Origin of the sequence: Serratia marcescens (assembly GCF_006715005.1) — a bacterium.
GTDB lineage: Bacteria > Pseudomonadota > Gammaproteobacteria > Enterobacterales > Enterobacteriaceae > Serratia > Serratia montpellierensis.
In genome coordinates this window covers 3,756,048-3,772,619 of sequence record NZ_VFMJ01000001.1, presented here as the reverse complement: position 1 = coordinate 3,772,619, position 16,572 = coordinate 3,756,048, and the positions used below count along the sequence as shown (strand labels likewise).

The 16,572-nt window shown below is 61.2% G+C and carries 14 protein-coding genes; 8 read left to right on the top strand and 6 right to left on the bottom strand.

Annotation, left to right across the window (positions count from 1 at the left end):
- Nucleotides 1-437: 437 nt before the first annotated feature.
- From carA to kefC, 4 genes are all read left to right on the top strand, one after another.
- Entirely contained in the window at nt 438-1,586 is a 1,149-nt protein-coding gene (carA, locus tag FHU12_RS18350; RefSeq protein WP_141971017.1) for a glutamine-hydrolyzing carbamoyl-phosphate synthase small subunit, read from the top strand.
- A 16-nt stretch (nt 1,587-1,602) separates the two neighbouring features.
- Nucleotides 1,603-4,827, top strand: coding sequence for a carbamoyl-phosphate synthase large subunit (carB, locus tag FHU12_RS18345; RefSeq protein ID WP_141971015.1), 3,225 nt, complete (start codon nt 1,603-1,605; stop codon nt 4,825-4,827).
- Between the two features lie 171 nt (nt 4,828-4,998).
- Nucleotides 4,999-5,556, top strand: a complete 558-nt coding sequence (gene kefF, locus FHU12_RS18340; RefSeq protein ID WP_141971012.1) for a glutathione-regulated potassium-efflux system oxidoreductase KefF — start codon at nt 4,999-5,001, stop codon at nt 5,554-5,556.
- Nucleotides 5,549-7,402, top strand: coding sequence for a glutathione-regulated potassium-efflux system protein KefC (gene kefC / locus FHU12_RS18335; protein WP_141971010.1), 1,854 nt, complete (start codon nt 5,549-5,551; stop codon nt 7,400-7,402). The genes kefF and kefC overlap by 8 nt, the downstream gene beginning before the upstream one ends.
- Nucleotides 7,403-7,437: 35 nt before the next feature.
- Here the strand turns inward: kefC and FHU12_RS18330 are convergent, their stop codons facing one another.
- Nucleotides 7,438-8,052, bottom strand: a complete 615-nt coding sequence (locus tag FHU12_RS18330; RefSeq protein WP_015376619.1) for a LysE family translocator — start codon at nt 8,050-8,052, stop codon at nt 7,438-7,440.
- Nucleotides 8,053-8,178: 126 nt separating this feature from the next.
- Between FHU12_RS18330 and FHU12_RS18325 the strand changes: the two genes are divergently transcribed.
- The 4 genes from FHU12_RS18325 (at nt 8,179) to FHU12_RS18310 (ending at nt 12,136) form a co-directional block, all read left to right on the top strand.
- Complete coding sequence (locus FHU12_RS18325; protein WP_141971008.1) at nt 8,179-8,979, top strand: threonine/serine exporter family protein; 801 nt, start codon at nt 8,179-8,181, stop codon at nt 8,977-8,979.
- A complete protein-coding gene (locus FHU12_RS18320; protein WP_055316103.1) occupies nt 8,976-9,440 on the top strand; it encodes a threonine/serine exporter in 465 nt (154 codons plus the stop codon). Before FHU12_RS18325 ends, FHU12_RS18320 begins: the two co-directional genes overlap by 4 nt.
- A gap of 143 nt (nt 9,441-9,583) precedes the next feature.
- The gene (gene folA / locus FHU12_RS18315; protein WP_141971006.1) at nt 9,584-10,066 is read left to right on the top strand and encodes a type 3 dihydrofolate reductase; all 483 of its coding nucleotides are present in this window, start codon (nt 9,584-9,586) and stop codon (nt 10,064-10,066) included.
- Between the two features lie 180 nt (nt 10,067-10,246).
- Nucleotides 10,247-12,136, top strand: coding sequence for a PhoX family protein (locus FHU12_RS18310; RefSeq protein WP_141971004.1), 1,890 nt, complete (start codon nt 10,247-10,249; stop codon nt 12,134-12,136).
- A gap of 44 nt (nt 12,137-12,180) precedes the next feature.
- Here the strand turns inward: FHU12_RS18310 and apaH are convergent, their stop codons facing one another.
- The 5 genes from apaH to surA are packed head-to-tail and all read right to left on the bottom strand — an operon-like array spanning nt 12,181 to nt 16,516.
- Complete coding sequence (gene apaH / locus FHU12_RS18305) at nt 12,181-13,032, bottom strand: bis(5'-nucleosyl)-tetraphosphatase (symmetrical) ApaH (RefSeq protein ID WP_141971002.1); 852 nt, start codon at nt 13,030-13,032, stop codon at nt 12,181-12,183.
- Between the two features lie 2 nt (nt 13,033-13,034).
- Nucleotides 13,035-13,412, bottom strand: coding sequence for a Co2+/Mg2+ efflux facilitator ApaG/CorD (apaG, locus tag FHU12_RS18300; protein ID WP_016929119.1), 378 nt, complete (start codon nt 13,410-13,412; stop codon nt 13,035-13,037).
- A 12-nt stretch (nt 13,413-13,424) separates the two neighbouring features.
- Nucleotides 13,425-14,243, bottom strand: a complete 819-nt coding sequence (gene rsmA / locus FHU12_RS18295; RefSeq protein WP_060422426.1) for a 16S rRNA (adenine(1518)-N(6)/adenine(1519)-N(6))-dimethyltransferase RsmA — start codon at nt 14,241-14,243, stop codon at nt 13,425-13,427.
- Nucleotides 14,236-15,228 (bottom strand): 4-hydroxythreonine-4-phosphate dehydrogenase PdxA, encoded by a 993-nt coding sequence (gene pdxA / locus FHU12_RS18290; protein WP_141973025.1) that lies wholly within the window; start codon nt 15,226-15,228, stop codon nt 14,236-14,238. Before pdxA ends, rsmA begins: the two co-directional genes overlap by 8 nt.
- Nucleotides 15,215-16,516, bottom strand: coding sequence for a peptidylprolyl isomerase SurA (gene surA / locus FHU12_RS18285; RefSeq protein WP_048232625.1), 1,302 nt, complete (start codon nt 16,514-16,516; stop codon nt 15,215-15,217). The genes pdxA and surA overlap by 14 nt, the downstream gene beginning before the upstream one ends.
- Nucleotides 16,517-16,572 lie beyond the last annotated feature (56 nt).

Here is a 16,572-nt window from a genome sequence, read left to right as displayed (position 1 = left end):
GATCATAATGCTATGATAATCTGACAATAATTTTATTGTCCTTTTTTTTAACATGAAAAACGAAGCATTGGCGTGATTTTGTTTCATTTACTGTTATTTATTGATGTTTACCTTGTTAATCATCCCGTTTTTATCCGCCAAATCCCATTTTAAGGTCTTTTTGAGTCTATTCTGGCGCCATTTTCCGTCATTCAGCCTCGCAACCGTTTTCCAGCCCCGGTTTTCTGTGTTTTTATCGTCGCTCAAGCCGCATGAGCGGCGAGAACTGCAAAAATAAAACAAAAAACGGCAGTTTGGGTAGACAAGCCGGGCACTCATCATTAAAATGCGCCCAATTTGCCAAAAATTGGCCTCGCGGACGGTTTTTGCATTGATTTAGATCGTGACATCTGAATTAATATGCAAATATTGTGATTGATTATTCCTCGGAGGATGTTTTGATAAAGTCAGCGCTATTGGTTCTGGAAGACGGAACCCAATTCCACGGTCGGGCCATCGGGGCAGAGGGAACGGCAGTGGGGGAAGTGGTCTTCAATACGTCGATGACCGGTTATCAAGAAATCCTCACTGATCCTTCCTATTCCCGCCAGATCGTTACTCTTACTTATCCTCATATCGGCAATGTCGGCACCAATGCTTCCGACGAAGAATCCTCCGCAGTACACGCCCAAGGCCTCGTCATTCGTGACCTCCCGCTGATCGCCAGCAACTACCGCAACGAAGAAAGCCTGTCCGACTACCTCAAGCGTCACAACATCGTGGCGATCGCCGATATCGATACCCGTAAATTAACCCGCCTGCTGCGCGAGAAGGGCGCCCAGAACGGCTGCATCATCGCCGCCGACTCGCCGGACGCCGCGCTGGCCCTGGCCAAGGCGCAAGGTTTCCCGGGGTTGAAGGGCATGGATCTGGCGAAAGAAGTCACCACCCGAGAGGCCTACAGCTGGCAGCAAGGCAGCTGGACGCTTGAAGGCGACCTGCCTGAAGCCAAAACCGCCGCGGAGCTGCCGTTCCACGTGGTGGCTTACGACTACGGCGCCAAGCGCAACATCCTGCGCATGCTGGTGGATCGCGGCTGCCGCCTGACCGTGGTGCCGGCACAGACCCCGGCCGACGAGGTGCTGAAAATGAATCCGGACGGCATCTTCCTGTCCAACGGCCCGGGCGACCCGGAGCCGTGCGACTACGCCATCGCCGCCATCAAACAGTTCCTTGAAACCGACATTCCGGTGTTCGGCATCTGCCTGGGCCACCAGCTGCTGGCGCTGGCCAGCGGGGCGAAAACCATGAAGATGAAGCTCGGCCACCACGGCGGCAACCACCCGGTGAAGGATCTGGACAACAACACCGTGATGATCACCGCGCAGAACCACGGCTTCGCCGTCGATGAAAACAACCTGCCGGCGAACCTGCGCGTGACGCACAAATCGCTGTTCGACCACACGGTGCAGGGCATTCACCGCACCGACAAGGCGGCGTTCAGCTTCCAGGGGCACCCGGAAGCCAGCCCAGGCCCGCACGACGCCGCGCCGCTGTTCGATCACTTTATCGAACTGATTGAGACTCACCGTTCTAACGCCAAATAATCAGGAGCAGTAAAAAATGCCAAAACGTACAGACATAAAAAGCATCCTGATCCTCGGCGCTGGCCCGATCGTTATCGGCCAGGCGTGTGAGTTCGACTACTCGGGTGCCCAGGCGTGTAAAGCGCTGCGCGAAGAGGGTTACCGCGTCATTCTGGTCAACTCCAACCCGGCGACCATCATGACCGACCCGGAAATGGCCGACGCGACCTACATCGAGCCGATCCACTGGGAAGTGGTGCGCAAGATCATCGAAAAAGAGCGCCCGGATGCGGTGCTGCCGACCATGGGCGGCCAGACGGCGCTGAACTGCGCGCTGGAGCTGGAGCGTCAGGGCGTGCTGGCCGAGTTTGGCGTTACCATGATCGGCGCGACCGCCGATGCGATCGACAAGGCCGAAGACCGCCGCCGTTTCGACGTGGCGATGAAGAAAATCGGTCTGGACACCGCGCGTTCCGGCATCGCGCACACCATGGAAGAAGCGCTGGCGGTGGCCGCTGACGTCGGCTTCCCGTGCATCATCCGTCCTTCCTTTACCATGGGCGGCACCGGCGGCGGCATCGCCTACAACCGCGAAGAGTTCGAAGAGATCTGCGAACGCGGTCTCGACCTGTCGCCGACCAAAGAACTGCTGATCGACGAATCTCTGATCGGTTGGAAAGAGTACGAGATGGAGGTGGTGCGCGATAAGAACGACAACTGCATCATCGTCTGCTCCATCGAAAACTTCGACGCCATGGGCATCCACACCGGCGACTCGATCACCGTCGCACCGGCCCAGACCCTGACCGACAAGGAATACCAAATCATGCGCAACGCCTCGATGGCGGTGCTGCGTGAGATCGGCGTCGAAACCGGCGGCTCCAACGTGCAGTTCTCGGTCAACCCGAAAACCGGCCGCCTGATCGTTATCGAAATGAACCCGCGCGTGTCGCGCTCCTCGGCGCTGGCGTCGAAAGCCACCGGCTTCCCTATCGCCAAGATCGCCGCCAAGCTGGCGGTGGGCTACACCCTCGATGAGCTGATGAACGACATCACCGGCGGCCGCACCCCGGCGTCGTTCGAACCGTCCATCGACTATGTCGTGACCAAGATCCCGCGCTTCAACTTCGAGAAGTTCGCCGGCGCCAACGACCGCCTGACCACCCAGATGAAATCGGTCGGCGAAGTGATGGCCATTGGCCGCACCCAACAGGAGTCGCTGCAAAAAGCGCTGCGCGGTCTGGAAGTGGGCGCCACCGGCTTCGATCCGAAAGTCAGCCTGGACGATCCGGAAGCGCTGACCAAAATCCGTCGTGAGCTGAAAGACGCCGGTTCCGACCGCATCTGGTACATCGCCGACGCCTTCCGCGCCGGTCTGTCGGTCGACGGCGTCTTCAACCTGACCAACGTCGACCGCTGGTTCCTGGTGCAGATTGAAGAGCTGGTGCGCCTGGAAGAGCAGGTGGCCGACGCGGGCATCAACGGCCTGAACAAAGAATTCCTGCGCACCCTGAAGCGCAAGGGCTTCGCCGATGCGCGTCTGGCCAAGCTGGCCGGCGTCGCCGAGAGTGAAATTCGCAAGCTGCGCCACAGCCACGGCCTGCATCCGGTGTACAAGCGCGTGGATACCTGCGCGGCGGAATTCGCCACCGACACCGCCTACATGTATTCCACCTATGAAGAAGAGTGCGAGTCCAACCCGACCAACGACCGGCCGAAAGTGATGGTGCTGGGCGGCGGGCCGAACCGTATCGGCCAGGGCATCGAGTTCGACTACTGCTGCGTGCACGCCTCGCTGGCGCTGCGCGAAGACGGTTACGAGACCATCATGGTCAACTGCAACCCGGAAACCGTCTCTACCGACTACGACACCTCCGACCGCCTGTACTTTGAGCCGGTAACGCTGGAAGACGTGCTGGAAATCGTGCGTATCGAGAAGCCGAAAGGCGTTATCGTGCAGTACGGCGGCCAGACCCCGCTGAAGCTGGCGCGCGAGCTGGAAGCTGCAGGCGTGCCGATCATCGGTACCAGCCCGGATGCCATCGACCGTGCCGAAGACCGCGAACGCTTCCAGCAGGCGGTCAACCGCCTGGGCCTGAAGCAGCCGGCCAACGCCACCGTCACCGCCATCGAGCAGGCGGTAGAGAAGGCGGCGGGCATCGGCTATCCGCTGGTGGTGCGTCCTTCCTACGTGCTGGGCGGTCGGGCGATGGAAATCGTCTATGACGAAATCGACCTGCGCCGCTACTTCCAGACCGCAGTCAGCGTGTCCAACGATGCACCGGTGTTGCTGGACCGCTTCCTGGACGACGCGGTGGAAGTGGACGTCGATGCTATCTGCGACGGCGAGCGCGTGCTGATTGGCGGCATCATGGAGCACATCGAGCAGGCGGGCGTGCACTCCGGCGACTCCGCGTGTTCGCTGCCGGCGTACACCCTGAGCCAGGAAATTCAGGACGTGATGCGTCGTCAGGTGGAAAAACTGGCGTTCGAGCTGCAGGTGCGCGGCCTGATGAACGTGCAGTTCGCGGTGAAAGACAACGAAGTCTACCTGATTGAAGTGAACCCGCGCGCCGCGCGTACCGTGCCGTTCGTGTCCAAAGCGACCGGCGTACCGCTGGCCAAAGTAGCCGCGCGCGTGATGGCGGGCAAAACGCTGGTCGAGCAGGGCGTGACCGAAGAAATTATCCCGCCGTACTACTCGGTGAAAGAAGTGGTGCTGCCGTTCAACAAATTCCCGGGCGTCGACCCGATTCTGGGGCCGGAAATGCGCTCTACCGGGGAAGTGATGGGCGTGGGCCGCACCTTTGCGGAAGCCTTCTCCAAAGCGATGCTGGGCAGTAACTCGGGCATGAAAAAGCAGGGCCGCGCGCTGCTGTCGGTGCGTGAAGGCGACAAGGCTCGCGTGGTCGATTTGGCCGCCAGCCTGCTGAAGCAGGGCTTCGAGCTGGACGCCACCCACGGCACCGCGGTGGTGCTGGGTGAAGCGGGCATCAACCCGCGCCTGGTCAACAAGGTGCACGAAGGGCGTCCGCACATTCAGGACCGTATCAAGAACGGCGAGTACACCTACATCGTCAACACCACGGCCGGCCGCCAGGCGATTGAGGACTCCAAGCTGATTCGCCGCAGCGCCCTGCAGTACAAGGTGCACTACGACACCACGCTGAACGGCGGCTTTGCCACCGCGATGGCGCTGAAAGCGGATCCGACCGAGCAGGTGACTTCGGTGCAGGAAATGCACGCGCGTATCGGCAAGTAACCGCGCGAGAACGTTATGCCAGGGCGCTGCAGATGCAGCGCCTTTTTTTTATTCAGCGAATTTGTCGGCTGACGTTAAAAATTTCCGCTATCAATCAGTGGGCAAACTGTCACTCTGTGTGATTGGTATATGCTTGGTGTATTGGCAAGGAACGAAGGAACGACGATAACAATGATTTTGATAATTTATGCTCACCCGTATCCCCGGCATTCGCATGCCAATCAGCGCCTGTTGCAGGCGGTGAGGGATCTCCCCGAGGTAGAGGTGCGCTCGCTGTATGAGCTGTATCCTGATTTCAATATCGACATCAACGCCGAGCAGCGGGCGCTGGAGCGCGCCGACCTGGTGGTGCTGCAGCATCCGATGCAGTGGTACAGCTTCCCACCGCTGTTGAAGCTGTGGATCGACAAAGTGCTGGAGCACGGCTGGGCCTACGGCCACGACGGCAATGCGCTGGTGGGTAAAGACTGCCTGTGGGCGGTGACCAGCGGTGGCGACGAGCACCACTTCGAGCTGGGCGACTTTCCCAACTTTGCTACGCTAGGACAGCCGCTGCAGGCCACGGCGATCTACTGCGGCATGAACTGGCAGCCTTATTTCGCCCTGCACAACACCTTTACCTGCAACGAGCCGGCGCTGCTCGCCGCCGGCGAAGCCTATCGCCAGCGGTTGGTCGACTACTTGATGGAACATGCCGAAGCGGAAACACGGGAGGCCAGCCATGGATAACCACCACATGATGATCGAGGGGCTGATCTACCTCGGCTCCGCCGCGCTGTTTGTGCCGATCGCGGTGCGACTGGGGCTGGGCTCGGTACTCGGTTACCTGATCGCCGGCTGTATCATCGGCCCCTGGGGGCTGAAGCTGGTGTCGGACGCCGAGTCGATCCTGACCTTCGCCGAGATCGGCGTGGTGCTGATGCTGTTTATCATCGGCCTGGAGCTGGATCCCAAGCGGCTGTGGACGCTGCGCGCCTCGGTGTTCGGCGGCGGCAGCATTCAGATGGTGGGCTGCGGCCTGGCGCTGAGCGCTTTCTGTTACTTCCTTGGCCTCAACTGGAAGGTGGCGCTGCTGATCGGTTTGACGCTGGCGCTCTCATCCACCGCCATCGCCATGCAGGCGATGAGCGAACGCAATTTGACGCCGTCGCCGATCGGCCGCAGCGCGTTTGCGGTGCTGCTGTTCCAGGACATCGCGGCGATCCCGCTGGTGGCGATGATCCCACTGCTGGCCAGCAGCGGCGCCAGCACCACACTGGGCGCATTCGTGCTGTCGGCGGCCAAGGTGGTGGGCGCGCTGGTGATGGTGGTGCTGCTCGGCCGCTACGTCACCCGCCCGCTGCTGCATTTCGTCGCCCGCTCGGGCATGCGCGAGGTATTCAGCGCCGTGGCGCTGTTCCTGGTGTTCGGCTTCGGCATCCTGCTGGAGATGGCCGGGCTGTCGATGGCGATGGGGGCGTTTCTCGCCGGGGTGCTGCTGGCGAGCTCGGAATACCGCCACGCGCTGGAGAGCGATATTCAGCCGTTCAAAGGGTTGCTGCTGGGGCTGTTCTTCATCGGCGTCGGCATGTCGATCGATTTCGGCACCCTGTTCCATCATCCGTTGCTGATCGCCTCGCTGCTGCTGGGCTTTATGCTGATCAAAGCGGCGCTGCTTTGGCTGATCGGGCCGCTGCTCGGCGTGCCGAAGCGCCAGCGCGGCCTGTTCGCCATTCTGCTGGGGCAGGGCAGTGAGTTCGCTTTCGTTATCTTCAGCGCCGCGCAGCTGGCCGGCGTATTGCCGGTCGAGTGGGCCAAGTCGCTGACGCTGGCGGTGGCGCTGTCGATGGCGGCCACGCCGCTGCTGTTGGTGATCGCCGCGCAGCTGGAGAAAAATGCGCCGAAAGAGGAGCGCCCGGCTGACGTCATTGACGACGAAAATGCCAGCGTGATCATCGCCGGTTTCGGCCGTTTCGGTCAGATCGCCGGTCGCTTGCTGTTGGCCAACGGCGTACACACCGTGGTACTGGATCACGATCCGGACCATATCGAGACGCTGCGCAAATTCGACACCAAGGTGTTCTACGGCGACGCCACGCGCGCCGATTTGCTGGAGGCCGCCGGTGCCGCCCACGCCAAGGTGTTGATCAACGCCATCGACGACGTGGAAGACAGCCTGGCGTTAACCGAGCTGGCCAGGCAGCACTTCCCGCATCTGAAGGTGGTGGCGCGGGCGCGCGACGTCGATCACTGGTATCAGCTGCGGCAGCTGGGGGTGGAAAAACCGGAGCGAGAAACCTTTGAAAGCTCGCTGCGCATCGGCCGTGAAACGCTGGAGCTGCTGGGGCTGGACGCCTATGAGGCACGCGAGAAGGCAGACACGTTCCGCCGCTATAACCTGAAGATGCTGGAAGACACGCTGGAGAATTATCAGGACACCGAGTTCCGCATCGCCAGCCTGCAGCGGGCCAAGGAGATGCTCAGCGCGGCCATCGAGCAGGATCAGAATCGGCTGGCGCGGGTGCAGCAGACCGGCTGGCGCGGCAGTATCGACGGCAAGGCGCCGGAGGATGAAGTGGTGGAAGCCAAAGGATAAGAGTAGGGGCGCCAGATCGGCGCCCCTTTTTTTGCTTAGCTCAGTGCGACCTTGATGCCCAAGGCGATCAGCATACCGCCCAGCAGCTTGTCGACGATCTTCTGGGTCTTTTCCAACCCGCGGCGCACCGGCCCGCTCTGGATCAGGAACACCAGCAGCGGCCACCAGATGACCGACAGGCCGAGAATAATCCCCGCGTACCACAGCTTGTCGCCCAGGCCGGAATCGATCTGCAGCACCTGGGTGAATACCGCCAGGAAGAACAGGGTGGCTTTCGGGTTCAGCAGGTTGCACAGGTAGCCTTGCGCAAAGGCGCTCTTCAGGCTGACCTGTTGCTGCGGCAGATTGCTGACGTTCATCTTGCCGCCGCCGCGCGACAGCAGCGCCTGGATGCCGATCCACACCAGATACACCGCCCCGGCGTATTTCAGCAGGTTGAACAACCACGGCGTGGTGGTGATCACCACCGCCAGCCCGGCGACGCAGTAGGACATGTGGGTGGCGACACCGCAGATCACGCCAAAGGCGGTCATCATGGCGGCCAGCCGCGGATAGCGGGCGGCGTTTTTGATCACCAGGAAAAAATCCGGGCCGGGGGAGAGCATGCCGAGGGCGGCAATGCCGGCGACGAACAGCGAAGTTTCAAGCATGGGGCGTCTCGCGCAAAAGACAGAGTTCTGGCGATAATAACGCCGCTTCCTCTGATGCGCATCAACCCAATGAGGTATTGTTAGGCTCTATGATAATAATTCATCTACCGCCAGCGACGGAGCACCATGCAGCAGACTACCGCCACAGACATGCCGGAGCCGCACCGGCAACAGCGTGAAATTACCCGCCTGTGCATTCAATGCGCGCTGCTGCTGTTGCAGCATGGCGCCGAGAGCACGGTGGTGGAACAGCTGTCGACCCGCCTGGGGTTGGCGCTGGGGATGGACAGCGTGGAAAGTTCAATCTCCGCCAATGCGGTGGTGTTGACCACCCTCAGCCACGGCGCCTGCCTGACCACCACCCGCAAGAATGTCGATCGCGGCATCAATATGCAGGTGGTGACCGAAGTGCAGCATATCGTGATCCTCGCCGAGCACCACCTGGCGGATGCGCACGACGTGGCGCGTCGCTTTGAAAGGATCCGGCCGCTACGCTACCCGCGCTGGCTGGTGGTGCTGATGGTGGGCCTGTCCTGTGGATGTTTCAGCATGCTCAACGGCGGCGGCGGCGACGCCTTTTTGGTGACCTTTATCGCCAGCGGCGCGGCGATGCTGGTACGTCAAATCCTCACCGCCCGTCATATGAATCCGCTGATCAATTTTTGCCTGACGGCGTTTGTCGCGACGTCGATCTCCGGACTGCTGCTGCGCCTGCCGGCGTTTAAAGACACCTCCAGCGTGGCGATGGCCGCCAGCGTGCTGTTGCTGGTACCGGGCTTCCCGCTGATCAACGCGGTGGCCGATATGTTCAAGGGGCACGTCAATACCGGGCTGGCGCGCTGGGCGATGGCCAGCCTGCTGACGCTGGCGACCTGCATCGGGGTGGTGATGGCGATGTCGCTGTGGGATCTGCGGGGGTGGTCATGAGTCTGCTGTGGGCATTGTTGCAGGAGATGCTGTTGGCGGCGGTGCCGGCGCTGGGCTTTGCCATGGTGTTCAACGTGCCGCTACGCGCGCTGCGCTATTGCGCGCTGCTCGGGGCCATCGGGCGCGGCTCGCGCATGCTGATGATGCACGGTGGCATGAACATCGAGTGGGCCTCGCTGCTGGCGGCGATCCTGATCGGTATCATCGGCATCTACTGGTCGCGCTGGCTGTTGGCGCATCCCAAGGTGTTCACCGTGGCGGCGGTGATCCCGATGTTCCCCGGCATTTCCGCCTATACCGCGATGATAACTGTGGTAGAGATCTCACATCTGGGCTACAGCGAAGCCTTGATGGAGATCATGATCACCAACTTCCTCAAGGCCAGTTTCATCGTCGGCGCGTTGTCGATCGGCCTGTCGTTGCCGGGCCTGTGGCTGTACCGCAAACGCCCCGGCGTGTGAAATTTCCCGGCGGGAGATCGTTGGTTATTAGATATGCTGATAAGAGCTATCTTATATATTCATCTTGCTTGATTAGCCTATCGACGGCACTCAGGCCTTTACGTATAGTGTCACCAATTTTGCTGCCTACACAGGGTTAAACAATGATTATCAGCCTGATCGCTGCCTTGGCGGCGGATCGCGTTATTGGCATGGAAAACGCCATGCCGTGGCACCTGCCGGCGGACCTTGCGTGGTTTAAACGCAACACGTTGAACAAACCGGTTATTATGGGCCGCAAGACCTTCGAGTCCATCGGCCGCCCGTTGCCGGGCCGCCACAATATCGTTTTGAGCAGCCGTCCGGGCAGCGAAGCCGGGGTGACCTGGGTGACCTCGATGGATGAAGCGCTGGCCGCTGCGGGTGAGGTGGAAGAAGTGATGGTGATCGGCGGTGGGCGCATCTATACCCAGCTGCTGCCACGCGCCGATCGCCTGTACCTGACGCACATCGACGCCGAGGTCGGCGGCGATACCCACTTCCCGGATTACGAGCCGGACGAGTGGGAAACCACGTTCAGCGAGTTCCACGACGCCGACGATCTGAACTCGCACAGCTACTGCTTCGAGATCCTGCAGCGCCGCTGATTTCAGCGCGTTAGCCAACTCTCCCCGGGGGCGCAAGCAATTGCGCCCCCGGCCTTTTTGCGCCCGTCGTCCGTAACCTTTCCGTCACATTACCTGATTAGTATGAAGCCCAACTCCGAGCGCCCCGGCAACTCTGGTGAATCTTGACCGCGGCGCCATAACTAAAAAGGTAACCACGCTATGACCAAGCAATTTGAGCAAGTAGACGCCGACCGCCTGATCGATCCCACTCGCCGTAAACTGCTGCTCGGCAGCGCCGGCGCCGTCGGCCTGGCCGGCTTTCTCGGCGGCGGCATCTGGTCGGTCTCCGCCGAGGCGTTGGCCGAGGATCTGCCGCCCAACACGCTGCTGGGCTTTCAGGGCATCGCCGCGTCTACCGCCGACGAGGTGACCATCACACCGGGCTACCGCGCGGAGGTGCTGATCTCCTGGGGCGAGCCGCTGGTGGATGGCGCACCGGCCTTCGATCCGCAGGGCAACAACAGCGCCGCCGATCAGGAAAAACAGTTCGGCGACAATAACGACGGCATGAGTTTCTTCCCGATCGACGATCGCCACGGCGTGATGGCCATCAATAACGAATACGTCAACGAGCAGTACCTGTTCGCCCACGGCGGCGCCAAGGCCACCAGCCTGGAAGAGGTGCGTAAATCCCAGGCGGCGCACGGCGTTTCCATCGTAGCGGTAAAGCGCGTCGGCGACGGCCAGCGTTGGGAAGTGGAGCGCCCGTCGCGCTATAACCGCCGCATCACCGCCAACACCGACATGCAGTTCAGCGGCCCGGCCGCTGGGCATCCGCTGCTGCAGACCGCCGCCGATCCGAGCGGGCGCAAGGTGCTGGGCACCTTCGGCAACTGCGCCAACGGCAAGACGCCGTGGGGCACTTACCTGACCTGCGAAGAAAACTTCGATACCTACTTCGGCACCCGTCAGGCCGATTACCCAACCACGCCGGAACAGAAGCGCTACACGCTGAAGGTCAGCGAGCCGGAGCGCAACTGGCCGGACTATGACGAGCGCTTCGACGTGGCGAAGAACCCCAACGAATTCAACCGCCACGGCTGGATCGTGGAGATCGATCCGCTGAATCCGACCTCGACGCCCATCAAGCACACCGCGCTGGGCCGCTTCAAGCATGAAAATGCGGCGGTGACCGTGGCCAAAGATGGCCGTCTGGTGGTGTACATGGGGGACGACGAGCGCGGCGAGCATATCTATAAGTACGTTTCCAAAGGCGTGGTCGACGCCGCTAACCCGGCCAACAATCGCACGCTGTTGGACGAGGGAACGCTGTACGTGGCGCAGTTCGACGGCGACGCCGCCGGCACGCCGCTGAAGGGCAAAGGGCGCTGGATTGCGCTCGAGTTCGGCAAGAACGGCCTGACGCCGGAGAACGGCTTCCGCGATGAGGCCGAAGTGCTGATCTTCGCCCGCAAGGCGGCGCAGCAGGTCGGCGCCACCAAAATGGATCGCCCGGAGTGGATCGCGGTGAACCCGCATGACGGCCGTGCGTACTGCACGCTGACCAACAACAGCAAACGCGGTGAGGAAGGGATGCCGCTGAACGCCGCCAACCCGCGGCCGAACAATATCTATGGCCAGATCATTCGCTGGGACGAAGGCGGCGACGCCACCGCCGGCACCTTTGCCTGGGACATGTATGCGCTGTGCGGCAACCCGATTGCCCACCCGGAAGGCGTCAACCGCGGCACGCCGAATATCACGGCGGACAACACGTTCAACAGCCCGGACGGGCTGGGCTTCGATCGCGCCGGCCGCCTGTGGATCCTCACCGACGGCAAGTACAGCAACAAGGGGGATTACGTTGGGCAGGGCAATAACCAGATGCTGGTGGGCGATCCGGTCAGCGGCGAAATTCGCCGTTTCATGGTAGGGCCGAAGTCCTGCGAACTGACCGGCATCACCTTTACTCCGGACTACAAGACGATGTTCGTCAACGTGCAGCATCCGGGAGAAGAAGGCGATTCGCACTTCCCGAACAACAGCCCGCGTCCGCGTTCATCGGTGTTGATGATTACGCGTGAAGATGGCGGGGTGATTGGGGCGTAAGGCAGTAAAGAGAACCAAGGCGGCCCTGGGCCGCCTTTATGTTTTCAGGATGCGGCCAGTCTGCCGGCGTGGTCAGGCGCCTCGCCACGGTTGGCGGGCTGCGTGAAGTAACGACGGTCTTCCCAGCGCAGCATCGTCAGATCGCCGCCCCAGCAGCAGCCGGTATCCAGCCCGATCACGCCCTCCGGCGTGCCCTTGCCTTCCAGCGAGGCCCAGTGGCCGAAAATGATGGTGTATTCCGGATCCACCAGGCGCGGCAGTTCGAACCACGGCTTCAGCGGCGCCGGCGCGGTGCCCGGCGCATCTTTGCAGATCATGTCGAGCTGGCCGTTGGGGAAGCAGTAGCGCATGCGCGTGAACGCATTGGTGCTGAAACGCAGGCGCGCCAGGCCGCTCAGCTCCGGCGACCAGTTGTTCGGCATGTCGCCGTACATGGCGTCGAGAAACAGCGGGTAGCTGTCGCTGCTCAATACCGCTTCCACTTCGCGCGCGCACATTTTCGCGGTGTCGATATCCCACTGCGGGGTGATACCGGCGTGCGCCATCACCAGCTTTTGCTCATCGTCCACCTGCAGCACCGGCTGGCGACGCAGCCAGTTGATCAGCTCGTCGGCGTCCGGCGCTTCCAGCAGCGGGGTGATGCGATCTTTGGGTTTGTTGCGGCTGATGCCGGCGTAGACCGCCAGCAGGTGCAGATCGTGGTTGCCCAGCACCATGCGCACCGCCGGGCCGAGCGAGCGCACGAAGCGCAGCACGTCCAGCGAGGCGGGGCCGCGCGCCACCAGATCGCCGGTCAGCCACAGCCGATCGCGCTCGGGATCGAAAGCAGCCTGAGCCAGCAGCGACTTCAGTTCATCGTAACAACCGTGAACGTCGCCGATAAGGTATGTCGACATAATTAATGGATCAGCGTTGGAATGGCTAAGCGAAACACGGGAATAGCGGTGCGGAATGGCTGACCCTGATGGTCCACCATTTCGTAATGGCCTTCCATGGTGCCCAGCGGCGTTTCCAGAATGGCGCCGCTGGTATACTGAAACTCTCCGCCGGGCGGAATGACGGGCTGTTCGCCGATCACGCCTTCGCCCTGAACTTCGGTTTGGCGGCCGTTGCTGTTGGTGATCAGCCAGTAACGGCCCAGCAGTTGCACGTCGGTCCGCCCCAGATTGCGGATAGTGATGGTATAGGCGAAGACGTAACGCTCTTCTTCAGGGATCGACTGTGATTCCACATAGATGCTCTGAACCTGAATACACACGCGGGGCGAATCAATCATGACAACAACTCCTTATTGCTGCGGCGTCGGATTGGCTGACAGCCAGTTCGCCAGCTTACAGTACTGCGCCACAGAAATATTTTCTGCTCTGAGCGAAGGATCGACGCCCAGCTCCGTCAGCTGCTCCGGCGTGAACAGGTCGCCCAGGCTGTTGCGGATGGTTTTCCGCCGCTGGTTAAAGGCCTGCGTAGTGATGCGGCTCAGCATGCGCACGTCGCCCACCGGGTTCGGCAGCACGCTGTGCGGCACCAGGCGCACCACGGCGGAATCGACCTTCGGCGGCGGTGCGAACGCGGTCGGCGGCACTTCCAGCACCGGAATGACGTTGCAGTAGTACTGCGCCATCACGGTCAAACGCCCGTAGGCCTTGCTGTTCGGGCCGGCCACCAGACGGTTGACCACCTCTTTTTGCAACATAAAGTGCATGTCGCGGATTGCCTGAGTATAGCTGAAAAGGTGGAACATCAGCGGCGTCGAAATATTGTACGGCAGGTTACCAAATACGCGCAGCGGTTGGCCAGCTTCCTCGGCCAGTTCGGCGAAATTCACCGTCATGGCGTCCTGCTGGTGGATGGTCAGCTTGTCTTTCAGGCGCGGGTGGTTCTCCAGCCGGGTGGCCAGATCGCGGTCCAGTTCGATCACCGTCATGCGGTCCATGCGTGCGCCGACCGGCTCGGTCAACGCGCCGAGGCCGGGGCCGATCTCGACCACCGCTTCGCCCGGCTGCGGGTGAATGGCGGAGACAATGCTATCGATGACAAACTGATCGGTTAAAAAGTTTTGTCCAAAGCGTTTGCGGGCAAAGTGCCCTTGGTGGACTCTGTTATTCATTACAATTAATTATCATTTTAATGGCGAGATTCAGGGCCGTTTGGAAACTGCCGACATCGGCGGTGCCGGTGCCGGCCAGTTCCAGAGCGGTACCGTGGTCGACCGAGGTGCGTATGAAAGGCAAACCGAGGGTGATATTCACCGCGCGGCCGAACCCTTGGTATTTTAGCACCGGCAGCCCCTGATCGTGATACATCGCCAGCACCGCATCGGCATCTTGCAGATATTTGGGCTGGAACAGGGTGTCCGCCGGCAGCGGGCCGACAAGATGGATGCCGTCAGCGCGCAGCGCATCGAGCGCCGGGATGATGGTATCTATCTCTTCGTGCCCCATATGGCCGCCTTCCCCGGCGTGGGGGTTCAGACCGCAAACGTAAATGTGCGGCTGGGCGATGCCAAATTTGGTTTTCAGATCGTGGTCGAGGATACGGATGACTTCGAACAGGCTCTGTTGCGTGATGGCGCCCGGCACCGCCAGCAGCGGCAGGTGGGTGGTCGCCAGCGCCACGCGCAGCTCTTCGGTCGCGAGCATCATCACCACGCGATCGCAGCGGCTGCGATCGGCAAAGAATTCGGTATGGCCGATAAACGGCACGCCGGCGTCGTTGATCACGCCCTTGTTCACCGGGCCGGTGATCAGCGCCGCGAACTCGCCGTTCAGGCAGCCGTCGCAGGCGCGCGCCAGGGTTTCCACCACATAGGCGCTGTTGCCGACGTTCAACTCACCGGCGGTAACCGGGTGAGCGAGCGGGACCGGCAGCACGGTCAGCGTGCCGGCGCGTTGCGCTTCGGCCGGTAGCTGCGGCTGGTAGTCGCGCAGCGTCAGCGGCAGGCCCAAACGCTTGGCGCGTTCAAGCAGCAGGGCCGGATCGGCGCACACCACCAGCTCAACAGGCCAATCCTGTTGCGCCAGCGCTGCCACCAAATCCGGCCCAACCCCGGCAGGTTCGCCGGGGGTAATGACGACGCGTTTATTGCTGTGCATCGCTGCCATCGAGGATCTTCACGTAAGCCTGGGCGCGCTGTTCCTGCATCCAGGTCTGCGCTTCTTCGGCGAACTTACGGTTGAACAGCATACGGTAAGCGCGATCTTTCTGCGCGGCGTCGGTCTTATCCACCTGGCGGGTATCCAGCAGCTGGATCAGGTGCCAACCGAAGGAGGAGTGGACCGGCGCGCTGATTTCACCCTTGCTCAGCTTCAGCAACGCATCGCGGAAGGCCGGATCGTAGATGTCCGGGGAAGCCCAGCCCAGATCGCCGCCCTGCATCGCAGAACCCGGATCTTGCGACAGCTGTTTGGCTTCGTCGGCAAACTTGGCGCGGCCGCTCTTGATCGCTTCCGCCACGGATTGCAGTTTGGCGCGCGCCTGATCGTCGGTCAGCACCACTGAAGGTTTCAGCAGGATGTGACGGGCGTGCACTTCGGTGACCGACACTGACTGGCTCGCGCCGCGGATGTCGTTCACTTTCAGGATGTGGAAGCCGACGCCGGAACGGATTGGGCCGACGACGTCGCCTTTCTTGGCGCTCACCAGACGTTCCGCGAACAGGGTCGGGATCTCTTGCAGTTTGCCCCAGCCCATGTTGCCGCCTTTCAGCGCCTGAGAGTCGGCGGAGTAGGTGATCGCCAGCTTGCCGAAGTCGGCGCCGCTGTTGATCTCACCCACCAGGCGTTTGGCCAGCTCTTCGGCTTTGTCGACCTGCTGCTGCGACGGGTTCTCCGGCAGCGGGATCAGGATGTGGCTGATGTTCATTTCGGTGTCGCTGCCGTTCTGCGCGCCCACCTGTTTCGCCAGCGAGTCCACTTCCTGCGGCAGGATGGTGACGCGGCGGCGTACTTCGTTGTTACGCACTTCGGAGATCAGCATCTCTTTACGGATCTGCGAACGGTAGGTGTTGTAGTTCAACCCTTCGTACGACAGGCGGCTACGCAGCTGATCGACGCTCATCTTGTTTTGCGCGGCGATGTTGGCGATCGCCTTGTCCAGATCGGCGTCGGACACGGTGATGCCCATTTTCTTGGCCATCTGCAGCTGGATGTTATCCATGATCAGGCGTTCGATGATCTGATGACGCAGCGTCTTGTCGTCCGGCAGCTGTTGGCCGGCCTGCTGGGCGTTGAGCTTCACGGACTGCAACAGACCGTTGACGTCGCTTTCGAGTACCACGCCGTTATCCACGACGGCGGCGACTTTATCCACTTCTTGGGGTGCTGCGAACGCGGCATTGGCGCAAACCACCAATCCGAGAATAAGCGTTCTCCAGTTCTTCATACATTTCCCATTATGTAATCCGCAAATGCGGGTGAAAGTTCTCGTTTTCAAAGTGT